At 62.0% G+C, this 16,332-nt stretch carries 16 protein-coding genes; 9 read left to right on the forward strand and 7 right to left on the reverse strand.

Going from position 1 to position 16,332, the window contains the following annotated elements:
• Window positions 1-27: 27 nt before the first annotated feature.
• The 5 genes from POF45_RS29265 (at window position 28) to POF45_RS29285 (ending at window position 5,094) form a co-directional block, all read left to right on the forward strand.
• Window positions 28-1,731: a putative porin gene (locus POF45_RS29265; RefSeq protein ID WP_282317376.1), complete on the forward strand. Its 1,704-nt coding sequence runs from the start codon at window positions 28-30 to the stop codon at window positions 1,729-1,731.
• A 15-nt stretch (window positions 1,732-1,746) separates the two neighbouring features.
• Entirely contained in the window at window positions 1,747-2,376 is a 630-nt protein-coding gene (locus POF45_RS29270) for a DNA repair protein (protein WP_282317377.1), read from the forward strand.
• Between the two features lie 17 nt (window positions 2,377-2,393).
• Window positions 2,394-2,861: a YbjN domain-containing protein gene (locus POF45_RS29275; RefSeq protein WP_259502646.1), complete on the forward strand. Its 468-nt coding sequence runs from the start codon at window positions 2,394-2,396 to the stop codon at window positions 2,859-2,861.
• Window positions 2,858-3,805, forward strand: coding sequence for a peptidylprolyl isomerase (locus POF45_RS29280; protein ID WP_282317378.1), 948 nt, complete (start codon window positions 2,858-2,860; stop codon window positions 3,803-3,805). The genes POF45_RS29275 and POF45_RS29280 overlap by 4 nt, the downstream gene beginning before the upstream one ends.
• A gap of 308 nt (window positions 3,806-4,113) precedes the next feature.
• Window positions 4,114-5,094, forward strand: coding sequence for a LysR family transcriptional regulator (locus tag POF45_RS29285; RefSeq protein ID WP_259502648.1), 981 nt, complete (start codon window positions 4,114-4,116; stop codon window positions 5,092-5,094).
• A 13-nt stretch (window positions 5,095-5,107) separates the two neighbouring features.
• On the opposite strand, the gene pncA is transcribed toward POF45_RS29285, so the two are convergent.
• The 5 genes from pncA to POF45_RS29310 all read right to left on the reverse strand — a co-directional run bounded on the left by pncA (window position 5,108) and on the right by POF45_RS29310 (window position 8,416).
• Entirely contained in the window at window positions 5,108-5,752 is a 645-nt protein-coding gene (gene pncA, locus POF45_RS29290; protein WP_282317379.1) for a bifunctional nicotinamidase/pyrazinamidase, read from the reverse strand.
• 219 nt (window positions 5,753-5,971) lie between these two features.
• Window positions 5,972-6,748 (reverse strand): anti-sigma factor family protein, encoded by a 777-nt coding sequence (locus POF45_RS29295; protein ID WP_282317380.1) that lies wholly within the window; start codon window positions 6,746-6,748, stop codon window positions 5,972-5,974.
• Window positions 6,745-7,242 carry an RNA polymerase sigma factor gene (locus POF45_RS29300; RefSeq protein WP_259502651.1) on the reverse strand — a complete coding sequence of 166 codons (498 nt, stop codon included), beginning with the start codon at window positions 7,240-7,242 and terminating at the stop codon, window positions 6,745-6,747. Before POF45_RS29300 ends, POF45_RS29295 begins: the two co-directional genes overlap by 4 nt.
• 54 nt (window positions 7,243-7,296) lie before the next feature.
• A complete protein-coding gene (locus POF45_RS29305) occupies window positions 7,297-7,827 on the reverse strand; it encodes a tetratricopeptide repeat protein (protein ID WP_259502652.1) in 531 nt (176 codons plus the stop codon).
• A 28-nt stretch (window positions 7,828-7,855) separates the two neighbouring features.
• Complete coding sequence (locus POF45_RS29310; protein ID WP_259502653.1) at window positions 7,856-8,416, reverse strand: cytochrome b; 561 nt, start codon at window positions 8,414-8,416, stop codon at window positions 7,856-7,858.
• A gap of 151 nt (window positions 8,417-8,567) precedes the next feature.
• Between POF45_RS29310 and POF45_RS29315 the strand changes: the two genes are divergently transcribed.
• The 3 genes from POF45_RS29315 to nudC all read left to right on the forward strand — a co-directional run bounded on the left by POF45_RS29315 (window position 8,568) and on the right by nudC (window position 11,229).
• The gene (locus tag POF45_RS29315) at window positions 8,568-9,341 is read left to right on the forward strand and encodes a methyltransferase domain-containing protein (RefSeq protein WP_282317381.1); all 774 of its coding nucleotides are present in this window, start codon (window positions 8,568-8,570) and stop codon (window positions 9,339-9,341) included.
• A gap of 238 nt (window positions 9,342-9,579) precedes the next feature.
• Window positions 9,580-10,392, forward strand: a complete 813-nt coding sequence (locus POF45_RS29320; RefSeq protein ID WP_282317383.1) for a crotonase/enoyl-CoA hydratase family protein — start codon at window positions 9,580-9,582, stop codon at window positions 10,390-10,392.
• Between the two features lie 6 nt (window positions 10,393-10,398).
• Window positions 10,399-11,229, forward strand: a complete 831-nt coding sequence (gene nudC / locus POF45_RS29325) for an NAD(+) diphosphatase (RefSeq protein WP_259502656.1) — start codon at window positions 10,399-10,401, stop codon at window positions 11,227-11,229.
• On the opposite strand, the gene POF45_RS29330 is transcribed toward nudC, so the two are convergent.
• Both POF45_RS29330 and POF45_RS29335 read right to left on the reverse strand, forming a co-directional pair.
• Complete coding sequence (locus tag POF45_RS29330; protein WP_282317384.1) at window positions 11,197-11,976, reverse strand: TSUP family transporter; 780 nt, start codon at window positions 11,974-11,976, stop codon at window positions 11,197-11,199. The two genes, nudC and POF45_RS29330, sit on opposite strands and share 33 nt — an antisense overlap.
• A gap of 1,525 nt (window positions 11,977-13,501) precedes the next feature.
• Window positions 13,502-14,740, reverse strand: a complete 1,239-nt coding sequence (locus tag POF45_RS29335; protein ID WP_282317385.1) for an acyl-CoA dehydrogenase family protein — start codon at window positions 14,738-14,740, stop codon at window positions 13,502-13,504.
• Window positions 14,741-15,077: 337 nt separating this feature from the next.
• Here POF45_RS29335 and sfnG point away from each other — a divergent pair, with 337 nt between their 5' ends.
• Window positions 15,078-16,160 carry a dimethylsulfone monooxygenase SfnG gene (gene sfnG / locus POF45_RS29340; protein WP_259494557.1) on the forward strand — a complete coding sequence of 361 codons (1,083 nt, stop codon included), beginning with the start codon at window positions 15,078-15,080 and terminating at the stop codon, window positions 16,158-16,160.
• Window positions 16,161-16,332 lie beyond the last annotated feature (172 nt).

Raw genomic sequence — 16,332 nt, forward strand, 5'->3', positions numbered from 1 at the left:
AGCGTTGCCATAAGGAGTTGTGTGCAGATGATTTCCAACGTGAATCGATTGTCCCTGGCGGTCGGCATGGTCATGGCGACCCTGACCGGGCACGCAGCGGCGGCAGCCCCTGCGCCCTCGGAAAACGCCACGATCAATCTGATCCGCTTGCTGGTCGAGCAGGGCATCTTGAAGCAGGACAAGGCCGACGCGCTGATCGCCCAGGCCCAGAATGAAGCGGCGCAGGCGCGTCAGGCGGCCAGTGCACCCACGGCTGTGGCGGCAGGGCCGGTAGCGGCACCCGGCGATGTGCGCGTGCAATACGTTCCGGCAGCCGTTCGTGATCAGATCCGCGATCAGGTCAAGGCCGAAGTCATGGCCACCGCCAAGCAGGAAAACTGGGCACAGCCCAACACGTTTCCGGACTGGGTCTCGCGCATCAGCTTCGACGGCGACATCCGTCTGCGCGACGAATCGCGCTACTACTCGGGCAGCAACAGCAACGAAATCGTCGACTTCGCCAAGCTCAACCAGAGCGGCCCGTACGACGTCAACCCCAACAGCAGCACCAGCCTGCCGCCGTTGCTCAACACCCGCGAAGACCGTTCGAACCTGTTCCGCCTGCGCGCGCGGCTCGGCATGAAAGCCGAGATTGCGCCGCAATGGACCGCTGGCATCCGCATCGGCACCGGCTCGGACAACAATCCGGTGTCCACCACCCAGACCCTCGGTGGCGGGTTTGCCAAAAAAGAAATCTGGCTCGATCAGGGCTACCTGAACTGGAAGCCGTCGGATGAGCTGACCTTGACCGGCGGGCGCTTCGCCAATCCATTCATGTCCACCGACATGCTGTATTCCCCAGACCTCAATTTCGACGGCGTGGCGGCGATTTTCGACCACAGGATCACCCGCGACTGGGGTGTGTTCGGCACCGTCGGCGCCTTCCCGGTGGAGTACACCAACGACACCACCAGCAGTAACGGCTTCGACAAGGAAAGCAGCGACAACAAGTGGCTGTACGGCGCACAACTCGGCGCCAAATGGGCGATCAACAGCAACAACCGCTTGAAAGGCGCCTTGGCGTATTACCGCTTCGACGATATCGAAGGCCAGCGTTCCAGCCCTTGCGAGCCCTGGGCCGGTGCGCCGGGCTGCGACACCGATGGCACCCGTGCGGCGTTCATGCAGAAGGGCAACAGCGTGTTCCTGCTGCGCGACATCACCCCGAATCCGCTCAACCCGGCGACCACGCCGCAACCGCAATTCGTCGGTCTTGCGTCTGAGTTCAACCTGCTGGACCTGAACCTGGTGTGGGACGCCGACCTGCCTGAAGACTTCAAATTGCGCAGTCAGGGCAACTACATCCACAACCTCGGTTACGACGAAGGCGACATGCGCAAGCGTGCGGCGGGCCAGTTGGTCAACAACCTCGACAGCAGCGGCAACATCGAAAGCGGCGCCAATGCGTGGATGGTGCAGTTCACCCTCGGCAGCGCGCTGGAGCTGAAGAAGCAAGGCGACTGGAATTTCTTCGCCGGCTACAAATACATCCAGCCGGACGCCTTGCCCGACGGCTTCAACGACTCCTCGTTCCACCTCGGCGGTACCAACGCCAAGGGCTATTTCCTCGGCGGCAATTACGGCCTGGCGAAGAACGTCTACGCCACCGGCCGCTGGCTGAGTTCCGAAGCAGTGTACGGCGCGCCGTTCGACATCGATGTCTTGCAGCTTGAAATCAACACGCGCTTCTAGCGCCGGGAGAGCCTGATGAAATCAACCATTGCGCTGCTGACGCTGGGGCTGCTGCTCGCTCAGGGTGCCAGCGCCGAAGGCATGGAAGAGCGCTTGCGCACGCAACTGCGCAGCACCACCCAACAGCTGCAAGCCTTGCAAAGCCAGCAGGCCCAGGCCAGCGCCGCGCAACTGGCGGCGCAAAACGAGGCCAAGACCGCCCAGGCGCAGATCAGGCAACTGACCGCGGAGCTGGCCAAGGCCCGTGGCGTTGCCGAGCAACTGGCCGTCCGGCACGACAGCCTGCGCAGTCAGGCCCAGGCGCAGGCGACGGCCAGCAACGAGCAGATCGGCAAGTTCAAAAAGGCCTATGACGAGCTGCTGGTAATGGCCCGTGCCAAAGAAGCAGAACGGTCTAAGCTTCAGGCGCAATTGGCTGAACGTGACACACAAATGCAGCAATGTTCGGTCAAGAATCAGCAGATGTATGGCGTGGCCAAGGAGATTCTCACGGCCTATGAAAAAATCGACGTCAGTGACGTGATGAAGATTCGCCAACCGTTTGCCGGGTCGGCGCGGGTCAGGTTCGAAGAACTGGCCCAGGGCCTTGGCGACGACCTCTACAAGACGCAATTCGACGCGCCGCAGGCGGCGCTCGCTCACTGATTACCAAGGAAGAACTCATGACTCAATTGATCAACCACGTATCGCCACAATCCCTGACCGACGTGCTGCAGGCGGCGGGTTATCGGGTCAACCAGACCGAACAGAACGGCATCGTGCAATTGCTCAGCGCCAGCCAGGGCATCGGCTACGCGGTGCGTTTCGGCAATCCGGCGGTGGAGCAGGGCAGCTACGTCGACTTCACGTTCAGTTGCGCGCTGCGCGTGCAGGGTGAATTGCCCGCCGGCCTCGCCGAACTGTGGAATGCCTCGCGCCGTTTTGCCCGGTTGTCGGTGCAGGGCGAGTTTCTGGTGATGGAAATGGACGTGGTGGTGGCGGCCGGCGTCAGTGCCGATCACCTCAAGGGCAATCTGGAACTGTGGGATCGCCTGCTTCAGGAGTTCATCGTCTACCTGCGTGAGTACAGTCAGAACGCGGCGCAGTTGCAGGCCCAGGCCGACATCACGCAAGAGGTTCCCGCCCTGTGAAAAAAAGCACGGCAGTGGTCAGCGCCGGTGCGCTGGCCCTGCTGGTGGTTGCTGTTGCATTGGGGCTGCGACCGGGTAACGACCCGGTTGCGGCTCAGCAGCCAACACCATCGGCAGTGGATGTGAGCGGGGCGGCGGTGGCGCGCCTCGGCAATCAGCGGGTTTCGCCTGAGGAGTTGAAAAACCTGCTCGCCAGCATGGCGCCCGAATCCCGTGAACAATTACGCGACAATCGCGGTGCACTGGAGGGCTGGATTCGCTCGCGGCTGGCGGAAAAAGCGGTGCTGGAGCAGGCCGATGCCCAGGGCTGGCGTCAGCGCCCCGAGGTGCAACAGCAAACGCGCCTGGCGGCCGAGCAAATCGTTTTTCGCGACTACTTGCAGTCGGTCAGCCAGGTGCCGGCTGATTACCCGAGCGAAACCGAGTTGCAGCAGGCGTATGAAGCGGGCAAGGCGGGCTGGGTGACGCCGGTGATGTACCGGGTCAGCCAGATCTTTCTGGCGGTGAATGATCCGCAGAATCTTGAAAGCGTGCGCAAGCAGGCATCGGAACTGAGCAAGAAAGCGCAGGCCGCACCGGCCGAGTTTGCCGCGCTGGCCACGCAGTATTCCCAGGACCGCGCCAGTGCCGAGCGCGGCGGCGATAACGGCCTGCAACCGTTGCAGCAACTGGTGCCGGAGGTGCGCGGCGCGGTGTCGCGGCTCAAGGTGGGCGCGATCTCGGACCCGGTGCAAAGCGCGGCGGGGTTTCATGTGATCAAGCTGACCGAGCAACAACCGACACGCGTGGCCACCCTCGATGAACTGCGTGACCACCTGCGACAGGCCCTGCGTGCCCAGCGTCAGGAGCAGATTGCCAAGGCTTATCTGGAGGGCATGCTCAATACCGCGACCTTGAGCATCGACGGGGCTGAGCTCAATAAAGTGCTGGAGGAAAAACTGTAACCACGGATTCACCGCCGACCCCCTGTGGGAGCGGGCTTGCTCCCACAGGGCTTGTCGCTGCTTGGTCAAGAATTTCAGGTTCATCACCGAACCAATGTGGGAGCGAGCTTGCTCGCGATAGCGGTGGATCAGTCAATAGATTTGTTGAATGCGACATTGTCATCGCGAGCAAGCTCGCTCCCACAGGGGATGTGTGGACTGACACAGATTGTGGGTATATCCCCCAAAACCAATGTGGGAGCGAGCAAGCCTGCTTCCACAGGGATTGATCGTACGTTCAATAAACAAAGATCGACAGGGAGTCATCGATGTCATTCATAGAACCCACGGGGCGTCAGGGCGTTACCGATTATCGTGCCCCTCAGGTCAAGGGCGATACCTGGCTGGCGGTGGTGGCCGGGATCGAGGACGAGGTGGTGCAGTACTTCATGGTCAGCGCCCGGTGTGGCTGTTTCATGCAGGCGGCGCGCAGTCTCAATGTGCGGGCCACTCAACTGCGCAAACAACTGGCATTGCTGGAAGAGCGTCTGCAACGTTCGTTGTTCAACTTTCAGGGCAGTGCGCTGACCCTCAGCCGCGACGGTCAGCAACTGCATGCGCAACTGACCAGCCTGGCCCGTGAACGGCAGTTGCCGGTGGTCGAACAGCCCATCATTCGTCTGGCGGTGGCCGAGTCGATCCTGCATGACATTCTTGGCCGCGATCTGGTGTCGCTGCTGCGGCGCAATGCCAGCCTGCGCCTGGACATCATCAGCCTCGACAGCGACCTGGCGCTGCAAACCATCACCGCCGATGTGGTGCTGTGGCTGACCGCTGACGACCTGCCCAAACCCGCGCCGAGTTTTGCTACCAGCAAACCCCTGCGTCTGGCCCGGCTGGATTATCTGCCGCACATCGCCAAGCGCTATTCGCGGGTCACGGCCCGGCCCGACAGTGTCGATGACCTCGCCGATTTCCTGCTGGTGCAATGGCAACAGGACCGTCAGGTCGACAGTTTCAGACCGTGGAATACGCTGGTGGACGAACGTCTGGCCGGCGTGGTGCAGCTGCATTCCTATGAGCTGATGCTGGAGATGATCCGTTGCAGCGCCTGCATCGGCCTGCTGCCCGCCTACATGAGCCGCTACGACCGGGGTCTGATTGCCTTGCCAGGGTTGTTCGCCGAGCCGATGCAGCGCCAGGTGTGGCTGGCGGTCAACGCCGACTCCCGGGAGCAAAGCGAGGTGCAGATGCTGGTGGAGCTGATCCACAACACCTTCCGGGAGCGGCGCGACTGGTTCGAGTCATGACGGTGCGAGGCGGTCAGCCGGACAAAGAGGACGAGTCGATCAGGTTCACACCAGCGACTTGCATCCGGTCGATGGCCGCCGCCAACGAACCGTCCAGGTCAATGGCTCGGCACGCGTCCATGACCACAAACGTATTGAAGCCTGCCGTGCGGGCATCCAGTGCGGAAAACATCACACAGAAATCCAGCGCCAGCCCGACCAGGTAAACCGTGTCGATACCGCGTTCCTTCAAGTACCCGGCCAAGCCGGTGGTCGTGGTGCGATCCGCTTCCTTGAACGCCGAATAACTGTCGATGTCCGGGTTGCAGCCCTTGCGAATGATCAACTGCGCATGGGGCAAGTGCAGGTCCGCATGCAATTGCGCGCCGGGGGTGTCGCGCACGCAATGAATCGGCCACAGGGTTTGTTCGCCGTAGGGCAGTTGAATCACTTCATAAGGCTTGCGACCCGGGTGGCTGGGGGCGAACGAGGCGTGCCCCGGCGGGTGCCAGTCCTGGGCGATGATCACTTGCTTGAAGCGCTCGCCGAGGCGATTGATCAGCGGCACGATCACGTCACCTCCGGGCACCGCCAGTTCGCCGCCGGGAATGAAGTCGTTCTGCACGTCGATAACCAGCAACGCGATGCGTGAAGACTGGAGTGAAGGCTGATGTGGCATGGGTGGATTCCTCCCTGGAAAAACAGGTATCTGGATGGCTGTGCAATGCCGGTCAGTCAAGGATGAAAACCGTGTGGCGAGGGAGCTTGCTTGCGCTTGAGTTCGCAGCGCTCACAAAAAATTTTTGGGGCCGCTACGCAACCCAGCGCGAGCAAGCTCCCTCGCCACCGGTGTATTGTTCGGCATTGGGCGCACGGCTTAGCATAGTGGCAACTCAGGCTATGCGCTAAGGCGAGTTCTCAGGACGTTGGCCATGTCTTGCAGATCCGCCACTGGATTGCGCCCGATCAACATCCAGGCATGTTCCATGTCCGCCCAGTACACGACATTCATGCCGTGTCGATGCTCGACCGCAACAGCCCGGCTGCCGCTGTTGGAGCGGGTGACACACAGCGCCATCGGCCCGTGGGCAGCGTCCAGATACGTGATCTGGGCAATCGGCACGCCATCGTATTCAAGAATTTGCGCACGCTTGAACTCAGCGCCCTTCAGCACCAGCTGCGCGGGCAACAGGTTCAGCCCCAGACGGGCGTCGATCAGGCGCAGTTGTGCCCGTTGTGCGCTTTCATCGCCGGGCAGATGGGCCAGGGTTTGCGGCACGTAGAGCGACATGTAGTCCGCCACCAGAGCGCGCCAGTTGGTTTTTTGCTGGCTCAGTTGCCAGCCAAGGAACAACCGGTCCGCCAGCACGCCGCTGACCACCAGGCCAGCCGCTGCTGCCAGAAACCAGCGGCGCCCGAATGCCGGGCGGGCCGGGTCGGGCAGGGTGTCGAGCATCCCTTGCAGGCGATCCAGCGGCGCCTGTTGGCCAAGCTCATCGTACGCGTCCTTGAACGGCAGACTGCTGCGGGCCAGCCATTGCAGGCGCAGGTTGAGGTTCGGGTCTTCGCTGACGGCGGCGTCAATGCCGCTGCGCTGCGCGGTGTCGAGTTGATCGTCGAGGTACGCCACCCATTGTTCATCGGTCGGGGGCGTCGGGCGCGGACGGTCGATCATCGACGTTCTCCTGTGGTGTTGCTCGGCACGGCTTGCAGAGGCGGGTACTCGGCCAGTTTCAGACGCGCCGTGGCCAGGCGGCTCATCACGGTGCCGATCGGTACTTGCAGCACTTGGGCCACTTCGCGGTAGGACATGCCTTCGACATAGGCCAGGTACACGGTTTCGCGCTGGGCTTCGGGCAGGGCATCGACGCGGCGGATGACCTGCGCGGCCAGCACATGGGTTTGCGCCGCGTGTTCGCCGTCGAACGACAACGCATCGCCGGCATTCACCAGCCCCTGACCCTGACGCACGCGGCGGGCGCGCACTTCATTGAGCCAGATCGAGTGCAAAATGCTCAGCAACCAATGGTCCATACGAGTGCCGGGCACGAACTGCCCGGCGCGTTCCAGCGCGCGCACGCAAGTGGCCTGCACCAGGTCTTCGGCCACATGCCGTTGCCGGGACAGCAGCAGGCCATAGCGCCACAAACGCGCCAGGTGCTGGCCCAACTCTGCTCTAAATGCCTGATCGCTGGCGATGGCGACCTCCGTCCGTTCGGTGTGTCAGGTTTTCGATGAATCGTTGATGGCTTCGGCCAGGTCCTGATATTCCTCGCAGGTGCTGCCGCAGATCGACTTGATGTACTGCAACTGTTCCTGCGCCAGGTCGATCCGGCCCTTGATCACATAGGCTTCGCCCAGGTATTCGCGGACTTGTGCGTACTGCGGGTCGAGCTTGACCGATTGCAGGTAATAGCCGATGCCCTCGTCGGTGCGTCCCAGTTTACGCGTGGCGTAACCACGATAGTTGAGGGCTTTGGCGGTGTCGGGTTGCTTGAGGGTGTCGAGCAGCGCCAGGGCCTCTTCGTATCGGCCGTCCTTGGCCAATCTGTAGGCGTAATCGGTGCGATCGGCGTCCGGCACCAGGCTACTGGTTTGCAGCACGCATTTTTTCGAGTGGGTGTCCCAGACCTGGCCTTTGGGGCAATTGGGCTTGGCCGGTTCGTCATCGTCGCCATGGGCGAAGACGTGGGTACTGGATAACGCAGCGATCAGCAGCAGCGGGGCGGTCAGCACAGCGAGACGAGTGTTCATGGGCGATGCTCCGACGGTGGGTGGTGTGTCAGTTCGAATCACGGCTGGGCAGCATGCGGCGCAAGGTGTTGTCGCGCAGGCCGTAGTGATGGACCAGGGCCATGATCGCGTGCACGCAGGCCAGAATGATGATGACCCAGGCCACCTGTTCATGCAGGCCGCCGAACACCGATTTCATGCTCTTGTCGAAGGTCATCAGCGTCGGCACGTCAAACAGGCCGAAGAAGCTGAACGATTCGGCCTGGGCCCAGCGAAACAGAAAACCCAGCACGATCTGGCTCAGCAACAAGGCGTACAGCGCCAGATGGGCAGTTTTCGCCAGTATGTTCATGACGCCCTGATTGACCGGTGGCAGATGCCGGCCACGGGTCAGGCGCCAGAGCAGCCGGCCCATGACGATTACCGCCAGCAGGATGCCGCAGGAAATGTGTAGCGATTGCAAATCCTTGCGCAACGGCGTGCCCTTGGCCAATTGGTCCCAGGTCAGTGCACTGGCGAACAGGAAAATCACCAGCGCGGCGGTCAGCCAGTGCAGAATCATGGTGAGGCGGTCATAACGGCTTGGCGAATCAGGGTTCAGTGTGTTCATGGGCAATCCTCAAAAGGTGACTCTGATGGTCGATGTCGGGATAACACCTGAGCGTGAAAAAATATTCATTTTTTTGTGAAACCCTGTTCAGGGAAAGAACAGCCTGGTTCGCTATGCTCGACAGCAATCGTCGTCGATCTGGAGCACGGTCATGAATAATCACGTCCATCATTCTGCGGCAGCGGGTTACAAGACCAGCGCTGACACCTATGTGCGCGGGCGTCCGGACTACCCGCCGCAAGTGGCCGACTGGCTGACTGGCACCCTGGGGCTGGACGACGACAAGACCGTGCTCGACCTCGGCGCCGGCACCGGCAAGTTCACTGGGCGGCTGGTGGCCACCGGGGCACAGGTGATTGCCGTGGAACCGGTGCCGCAAATGCTGGACAAACTGTCCGCCGCGTTCCCGGACGTATTGGCGGTGAACGGCACGGCCACCGACTTGCCGTTGCCCGATGCATCGGTGGACGTGGTGGTCTGCGCCCAGGCGTTCCACTGGTTCTCCAGCAAAGAGGCATTGACCGAAATCGCCAGGGTGCTCAAGCCGGGCGGCAAGCTGGGGCTGGTGTGGAATTTGCGCGATACCCGCGTTGGCTGGGTGCCGAAGCTGGACGCCATCGTCAATGCGCTGGAGGGTGATACCCCGCGATTTTACACCGGGGCCTGGCGTCTGGCATTTCCGCACAAGGCTTTCGGGCCACTTGAGGCACAGCATTTCGGCCATGGCCATACCGGCTCGCCGGAGGATGTGATTTTCAATCGTGTGCGGTCAACCAGCTTCATCGCCGCATTGCCCCAGGCGCAGCGCGACAAGGTCGATGAACAGATGAAAGCGCTGGTGGCTGCCGAGCCTGATTTACGCGACAAAGAGCTGATTACCGTGCCTTATGTGACGTCGGCGTTTGTAGTGGTGAAGGGCGGGTAGACCGGCGGTGCGGCCTTCGCGAGCAGGCTCGCTCCCACAGGGAGATTTGGGGATTGAGACAGAATGTGGGCATATCCCAAAACCAATGTGGGAGTGAGCCTGCTCGCGAAGGCGTCATGACAGACACCGACAGACCAACCGTCAGTCCCGCATTTGGCCGAACCACTGCCTTACTCCCCATCGTGATGCCTTGTTATAGTTCGGGCCACATTTTCTGTCCCGGTCAAGGATCACTGCCATGTCTGAGTACACCGCGTTCACCGTCGAACTCGCCGACAACATCGCCCATGTACAGATCAACCGCCCGGAGAAGATCAACGCGATGAACGCTGCGTTCTGGCGCGAGATCATCGAGATTTTCCAGTGGATCGACAACACTGACGCCGTGCGGGTGGTGGTGCTGAGCGGCGCCGGCAAGCACTTCTCCTCCGGAATCGACCTGATGATGCTGGCCGGCGTGGCCAATGAACTGGGCAAGGACGTCGGCCGCAACGCACGGCTGCTGCGGCGCAAGATCCTCGCCCTGCAAGCCTCGTTCAACGCTGTGGACAACTGCCGCAAACCGGTGCTGGCGGCGATTCAGGGTTATTGCCTGGGCGGTGCCATCGACCTGATTTCTGCCTGCGACATGCGCTACGCCGCCGAAGACGCACAATTCTCGATCAAGGAAATCGACATTGGCATGGCCGCCGACGTTGGCACCCTGCAACGCTTGCCGCGAATCATCGGGGACGGCATGCTGCGTGAACTGGCTTACACCGGTCGCAACTTTGGTGCCGATGAAGCGCGCAGCATGGGCCTGGTCAATCGCGTCTACAGCAACCGCGACAGCCTGCTCGAAGGTGTGATGAGCATTGCCCGCGAGATCGCCGGCAAATCGCCGATCGCGATCACAGGCACCAAAGAGATGATCAGCTACATGCGCGACCATCGCATTGACGATGGCCTCGAATACGTCGCCACCTGGAACGCCGCCATGCTGCAATCCACCGATTTGCGCGTGGCCATGGCCGCCCATATGAGCAAACAGAAACCCGAATTTCTGGATTGATTGATCATGACCTCACGCTGGACCACTGCAGTACTGGACACCGAGCAACCGGGCGGCTGGGCCGTGGCACGCAGCCCCGAAGGTTTTCTGTTCGATGACAACGGCGCGCTGTTTCCCCGGGAATGGCTCAAGCGACAGGACTTGTCGATTCTCGCCGAACACGGCATCGGCCACCTCGATGGCGAGCCGGTCTATCTGCTGGAGTTACGCAGCCACAGCGAAGTGCCGGGCTGCAACTGGAAAGGCCTGCGGGCGTTCATGCTCGAAGGCGATCACACCGTTTACCGGATTCTCGGTTACGCCGCGCAGATCGGCACCTGGTACCGGGAACACCGTTTTTGCGGTAATTGCGGGCAGCCGACGGCCCAGGTGCCACGGGAGCGGGCGATGTATTGCCAGCCGTGCGATATCCGTTATTACCCGCGTATTTCGCCGAGCATGATCGTGCTGGTGACCCGTGGCGACGAGGTGCTGCTAGCCCGTTCGCCACGCTTTGTCACCGGGGTCTACAGCACGCTGGCGGGGTTTGCCGAGCCGGGCGAATCGGCCGAGGACTGCCTGATTCGCGAAGTGCGTGAAGAGGTGCGGATCGAAGTGAAGAACATCCAGTACCTGGGCAGCCAGTGCTGGCCGTTCCCGCACTCGATGATGCTCGGGTTTCATGCCGAATATGCCGGTGGCGACATCGTCTGTCAGGAAGACGAGATCGAAGACGCCCAATGGTTCAACGTGCATGCACTGCCGCCGTTGCCGGCGTCGCGCTCGATTGCCCGTTACCTGATCGACGTCTACGTGGCGCGGCGCTTAGGTCACGCTGAACCAGTGTTGCCAGGCTAGCCGCACGGTCAGGCCCAGCACCACGGTGATGAACACCGGACGAATGAATTTGGCGCCGCCGCTGATTGCGCTGCGTGCGCCGAAGAACGCGCCGACCATTACTGACAGGCCCATGCTCAGGCCGATGATCCAGTCCACTTGCCCGGAAAACACGAACACCGACAGCGCCGCGATGTTGCTGACGAAGTTCATGCTGCGGGCCACGCCGCTGGCCTTCACCAGGTCGATGGGGTACATCAGCATGCTGCTGACGGTCCAGAACGCGCCCGTGCCGGGGCCGGCGACACCGTCGTAGAAACCCAGGCCGAAGCCCTGGGTCGATTGCCATTTCTTCTTGATCGGCGCCTCGCTGTCCAGCGGCGCTTTCGGCGTGCCGCCAAACAACAGGTAGACGCCGCAGCCGAAGACGATCACCGGCAGCATCTTGTTCAGCCACTCTGCCGGCAGGTAATGCGCGACCACCGCGCCGGTCAGCGCACCGATCAGGGTGCCGACGATGGCGTGGACCCATTGCCTCGGGTGGAACAGTTTGCGGCGGTAGAAGGTAAAACTGGCGGTGGCCGAACCGAAGGTCGAACTCAACTTGTTGGTGCCCAGCACCAGATGCGGCGGCAGGCCGGCAGTCAACAGCGCCGGGGTGGTCAACAGGCCACCACCACCGGCAATGGCGTCAATGAAACCGGCAACGAAAGCGACGAAGGCCAAAATGGCCAGGGTGGTGAGGTCAACGCTGAGTTCGAAAGGCATGGTGTCGGCTTATTCGGCGGGGGCTGCGGGGAGGCCGACATCTTACCCATATCCCGCTTCTGCGGCGACCCGTCTGGCCTCATCGCGGGCAAGCCCGGCTCCCACAGGGGATTAGTGTCGTGATCAGATTTTGTGTACGACGCAAGTCCAGTGTGGGAGCGGGCTTGCCCGCGATGGGGTCAGTCCAGATGTTTGCGACGCCCCGTCTGGCCTCATCGCGGGCAAGCCCGGCTCCCACAGGGGATTAGTGTCGTGCTCAGACTTTGTGTACGACGCAAGTCCAGTGTGGGAGCGAGCTTGCTCGCGATGGGGTCAGTCCAGATGTTTGCGACGCCCCGTCTGGCCTCATCGCGGGCAAGCCCGGCTCCCACAGGGGATTAGTGTCGTGCTCAGATTTTGTGTACGACGCAAGTCCAGTGTGGGAGCGGGCTTGCCCGCGATGGGGTCAGTCCAGATGTTTGCGACGCCCCGTCTGGCCTCATCGCGGGCAAGCCCGGCTCCCACAGGGGATTAGTGTCGTGCTCAGATTTTGTGTACGACGCAAGTCCAGTGTGGTAGCGGGCTTGCCCGCGATGGCGTCAGCTCAGAGGTTTGCGACGCCCCGTCTGGCCTCATCGCGGGCAAGCCCGGCTCCCACAGGGGATTGCGGTGGTTCACCGATTTTGTGTACGACGCAAGTCCAGTGTGGGAGCGGGCTTGCTCGCGATGGGGTCAGCCCAGAGGTTTGCGGCGCCCCGTCTGGCCTCTTCGCGGGCAAGCCCGGCTCCCACAGGGGACTAGTGTCGTGCTCAGACTTTGTGTACGACGCAAGTCCAGTGTGGGAGCGGGCTTGCCCGCGATGGGGTCAGTCCAGATGTTTGCGGCGCCCGGTCTGGCCTCATCGCGGGCAAGCCCGGCTCCCACAGGAGATTAGTGTCGTGATCAGATTTTGTGTACGACGCAAGTCCAGTGTGGGAGCGGGCTTGCCCGCGATGGCGTCAGTCCAGAGGTTTGCGGCGCCCCGTCTGGCCTCATCGCGGGCAAGCCCGGCTCCCACAGGGGATTAGTGTCGTGCTCAGACTTTGTGTACGACGCAAGTCCAGTGTGGGAGCGGGCTTGCTCGCGATGGGGTCAGTCCAGATGTTTGCGGCGACCCGTCTGGCCTCATCGCGGGCAAGCCCGGCTCCCACAGGGGATTAGTGTCGTGCTCAGATTTTGTGTACGACGCAAGTCCAGTGTGGGAGCGGGCTTGCTCGCGATGGGGTCAGTCCAGATGTTTGCGGCGACCCGTCTGGCCTCATCGCGGGCAAGCCCGGCTCCCACAGGGATTAGTGTCGTGCTCAGACTTTGTGTACGGCGCAAGTCCAGTGTGGGAGCGGGCTTGCCCGCGATGGGGTCAGTCCAGAGGTTTGCGGTGCCCCGTCTGGCCTCATCGCGGGCAAGCCCGGCTCCCACAGGAGATTAGTGTCGTGATCAGATTTTGTGTACGACGCAAGTCCAGTGTGGGAGCGGGCTTGCCCGCGATGGGGTCAGCGCTGACGACACATCACTTGCGCTCAGGTCCATTGCCGATCTGCCACACAAACGGCGGCTCGGTCCCGTTGATCGCCCAATCCCCGACAATCCGCGCCTTGTAGATCACCGGATTATGCGAAGACACGGTCCGCGCATTGCGCCAATGCCGGTCCAGCGCCTTGCCTTGGCGAATGTCGGACGCCCCCAGCGCATTGAACAATTCACTGGTCGCCTGCTGAATCAATGCCGACACCACCACCTGCGCCTTGGCCGATTCGATTTCCGCCGCCACGTTCGCGGCCCGTTCCAGCGTCTCATCCCCCGAGAACCGCGCCAGATACGCCCGTTGCGCTGGTTGCGCAGCCTTCAACGCGCTGGCCTCGGCGGCATACACCAGGGCGGCGATTTCACCGACCACCTGCTGCACTTGCGAATCCTGGCTGACATGTGGGGCATTGCCGTGGCTGTAGATGCGCTTGCGCTCGCGCACCTGCTGCGCCACGTCGCGCAATGCGGCGCGGCCAATGCCTGCCAGGGTTGCCAGCAGCACCAGTTGGTAAAACGCGGTCTGGTATTTGAAACGACTGGCGAAATCGATGATGTTCTCCGCGTCCACTTCGGCGTCGATAAACCGCGAAGTGCCGCTGCCGGTGGTGCGTTGGCCAAAGCCGTCCCAGTCGTCGCTTTGCACAATCCCCGGTTGCCGGGTGCGCACGGCGGCAATCACGTCGCCGCCGGTGTCGCTGCGCTGGGCATAGACGTCGATCCAGTCGGAGAACAGGCTGCCGGTGCTGTAGAACTTTTCACCGTTGAGCCGCCATTGATCACCGTGGGGCGAGACTTTGGTGACGACGTCGCCGATCACCACACTGCCGATTTCGGTCCAGGCGCAGCCGACGATGTCGCCCGCCACGAAGCGCTTGAACCAGACATCCCGGGCCGGGCCGGGTGCGGTATTGAGGCGGTCTTCGGCAAAGGCGAAATGCCCGCGCAGGGCTTGCGGCACGTTGGAATCGGCTTCGGCCAACTCGATCAACAGCTCGAACAATTGCGGCAGGGAGGCGCCACCACCGCCGTATTCCACCGGGATGCGCACGGCGCCGAAGCCGGCGTCCTTGAGCCACTGGATCGGCTCACGGGGCAGGCTGCGGCTGTGTTCGCGTTCTACGGCACCAGCGGCGATGCGGGTGAAAATCGGCCGGAAGCGGGCGGCGAGTGTTTCGTAGTCGGTGCCGGTGGACAGCGGGTTGATGATCTGGTGTTCGGTCATGGGGTGGCTCCGTGGCGGGTTGTTGCGTGTGCCAGGGGGGATTGCAGGGTCCATGCCGACAGCGGAACGCCGGGTTTGCAGGGTTTTTCAGGGCGGGCAGGGCTTGAACTGTTGGTGTGCCAACAGAGCATCAACAAATTGCCCCAGGCACACCCAGATCCAATGTGGGAGCGAGCATGCCCGCGATGGCGCCCTGTCAGCCGCCTGAGATGTTGAATCTACAGGCCTCATCGCGGGCAAGCCCGCTCCCACAGGGATCTCTGTCGCCTCAATATTCAGCACTGGCACGCTTGCTGCTCTGACTCACTCACTTTCCCACGTCCCGAGGACACACCAAATGAGTCAGCAAGCCGTCAAATTTGCCTACTGGGTGCCGAACGTCAGCGGTGGGCTGGTGGTCAGCAAGATCGAGCAACGCACCCACTGGGGCATCGACTACAACCGCAAACTGGCGCAACTGGCCGAGGAGGCGGGATTCGAATATGCCTTGACCCAGATCCGCTTCACCGCCGGCTACGGTGCCGAGTTCCAGCACGAGTCGGTTGCCTTCAGCCATGCATTGCTGGCCGCTACCACCAAACTCAAGGTGATCGCCGCGATCCTGCCGGGCCCATGGCAACCGGCGTTGGCGGCCAAGCAACTGGCGACCATCGATCAACTCACCAACGGTCGGGTGGCGGTGAATATCGTCAGCGGCTGGTTCAAGGGTGAGTTCCAGGCCATTGGTGAGCACTGGCTGGAACACGATGAACGTTATCGTCGTTCCGAAGAATTCATCCGCTCGCTCAAAGGTATCTGGAGTCAGGACAACTTCACCTTTCGCGGTGATTTCTATCGCTTCGACAACTACAGCCTGAAACCCAAGCCGTTGGGCCAGCCAGAAATCTTTCAGGGCGGTAGCTCGCGCGCGGCGCGGGACATGGCGGCGCGGGTGTCGGACTGGTATTTCACCAACGGCAACACGCCCGAAGGCATCAAGGCCCAGGTCGATGACATCCGGACCAAGGCGGCGGCGAACAACCACTCAGTGAAAGTCGGGGTGAACGCCTTCGTCATCGCCCGCGACACCGAAGAAGAAGCCCGGGCGGTGCTGGCGCAGATCATCGACCAGGCCGACCCGGAGGCGGTGAATGCCTTTGGCGACGCGGCGAAACAGGCGGGCAGGGCGTCACCGGAAGGCGAGGGCAACTGGGCGAAATCGACGTTCGAGGACCTGGTGCAGTACAACGACGGCTTCAAGACCAACCTGATCGGCACACCACAGCAGATAGCCGAACGCATCGTCGCGCTGAAGGCCGTGGGCGTGGACCTGGTGCTGGCGGGGTTCCTGCATTTCCAGGAAGAGGTGGAGTATTTCGGCAAGCGGGTATTGCCGTTGGTGCGCGAGCTTGAGGCTGAGGTGTTGACCGAAGTCGCCTGAACACCACAAAACGACTGTGGGAGCGGACTTTTGTGGCGAGGGAGCTTGCTCGCGCTGGGCTGCGAAGCGGCCCCAAAATCTTGTGAGCGCTGCGCACTCAAGCGCGAGCAAGCTCCCTCGCCACAAAAGCGCCCTTGCCACAGAAGCCTGCTCCCCTATTTGTTTGGGGTAT

This window comes from Pseudomonas fungipugnans (assembly GCF_029955235.1).
GTDB lineage: Bacteria > Pseudomonadota > Gammaproteobacteria > Pseudomonadales > Pseudomonadaceae > Aquipseudomonas > Aquipseudomonas fungipugnans.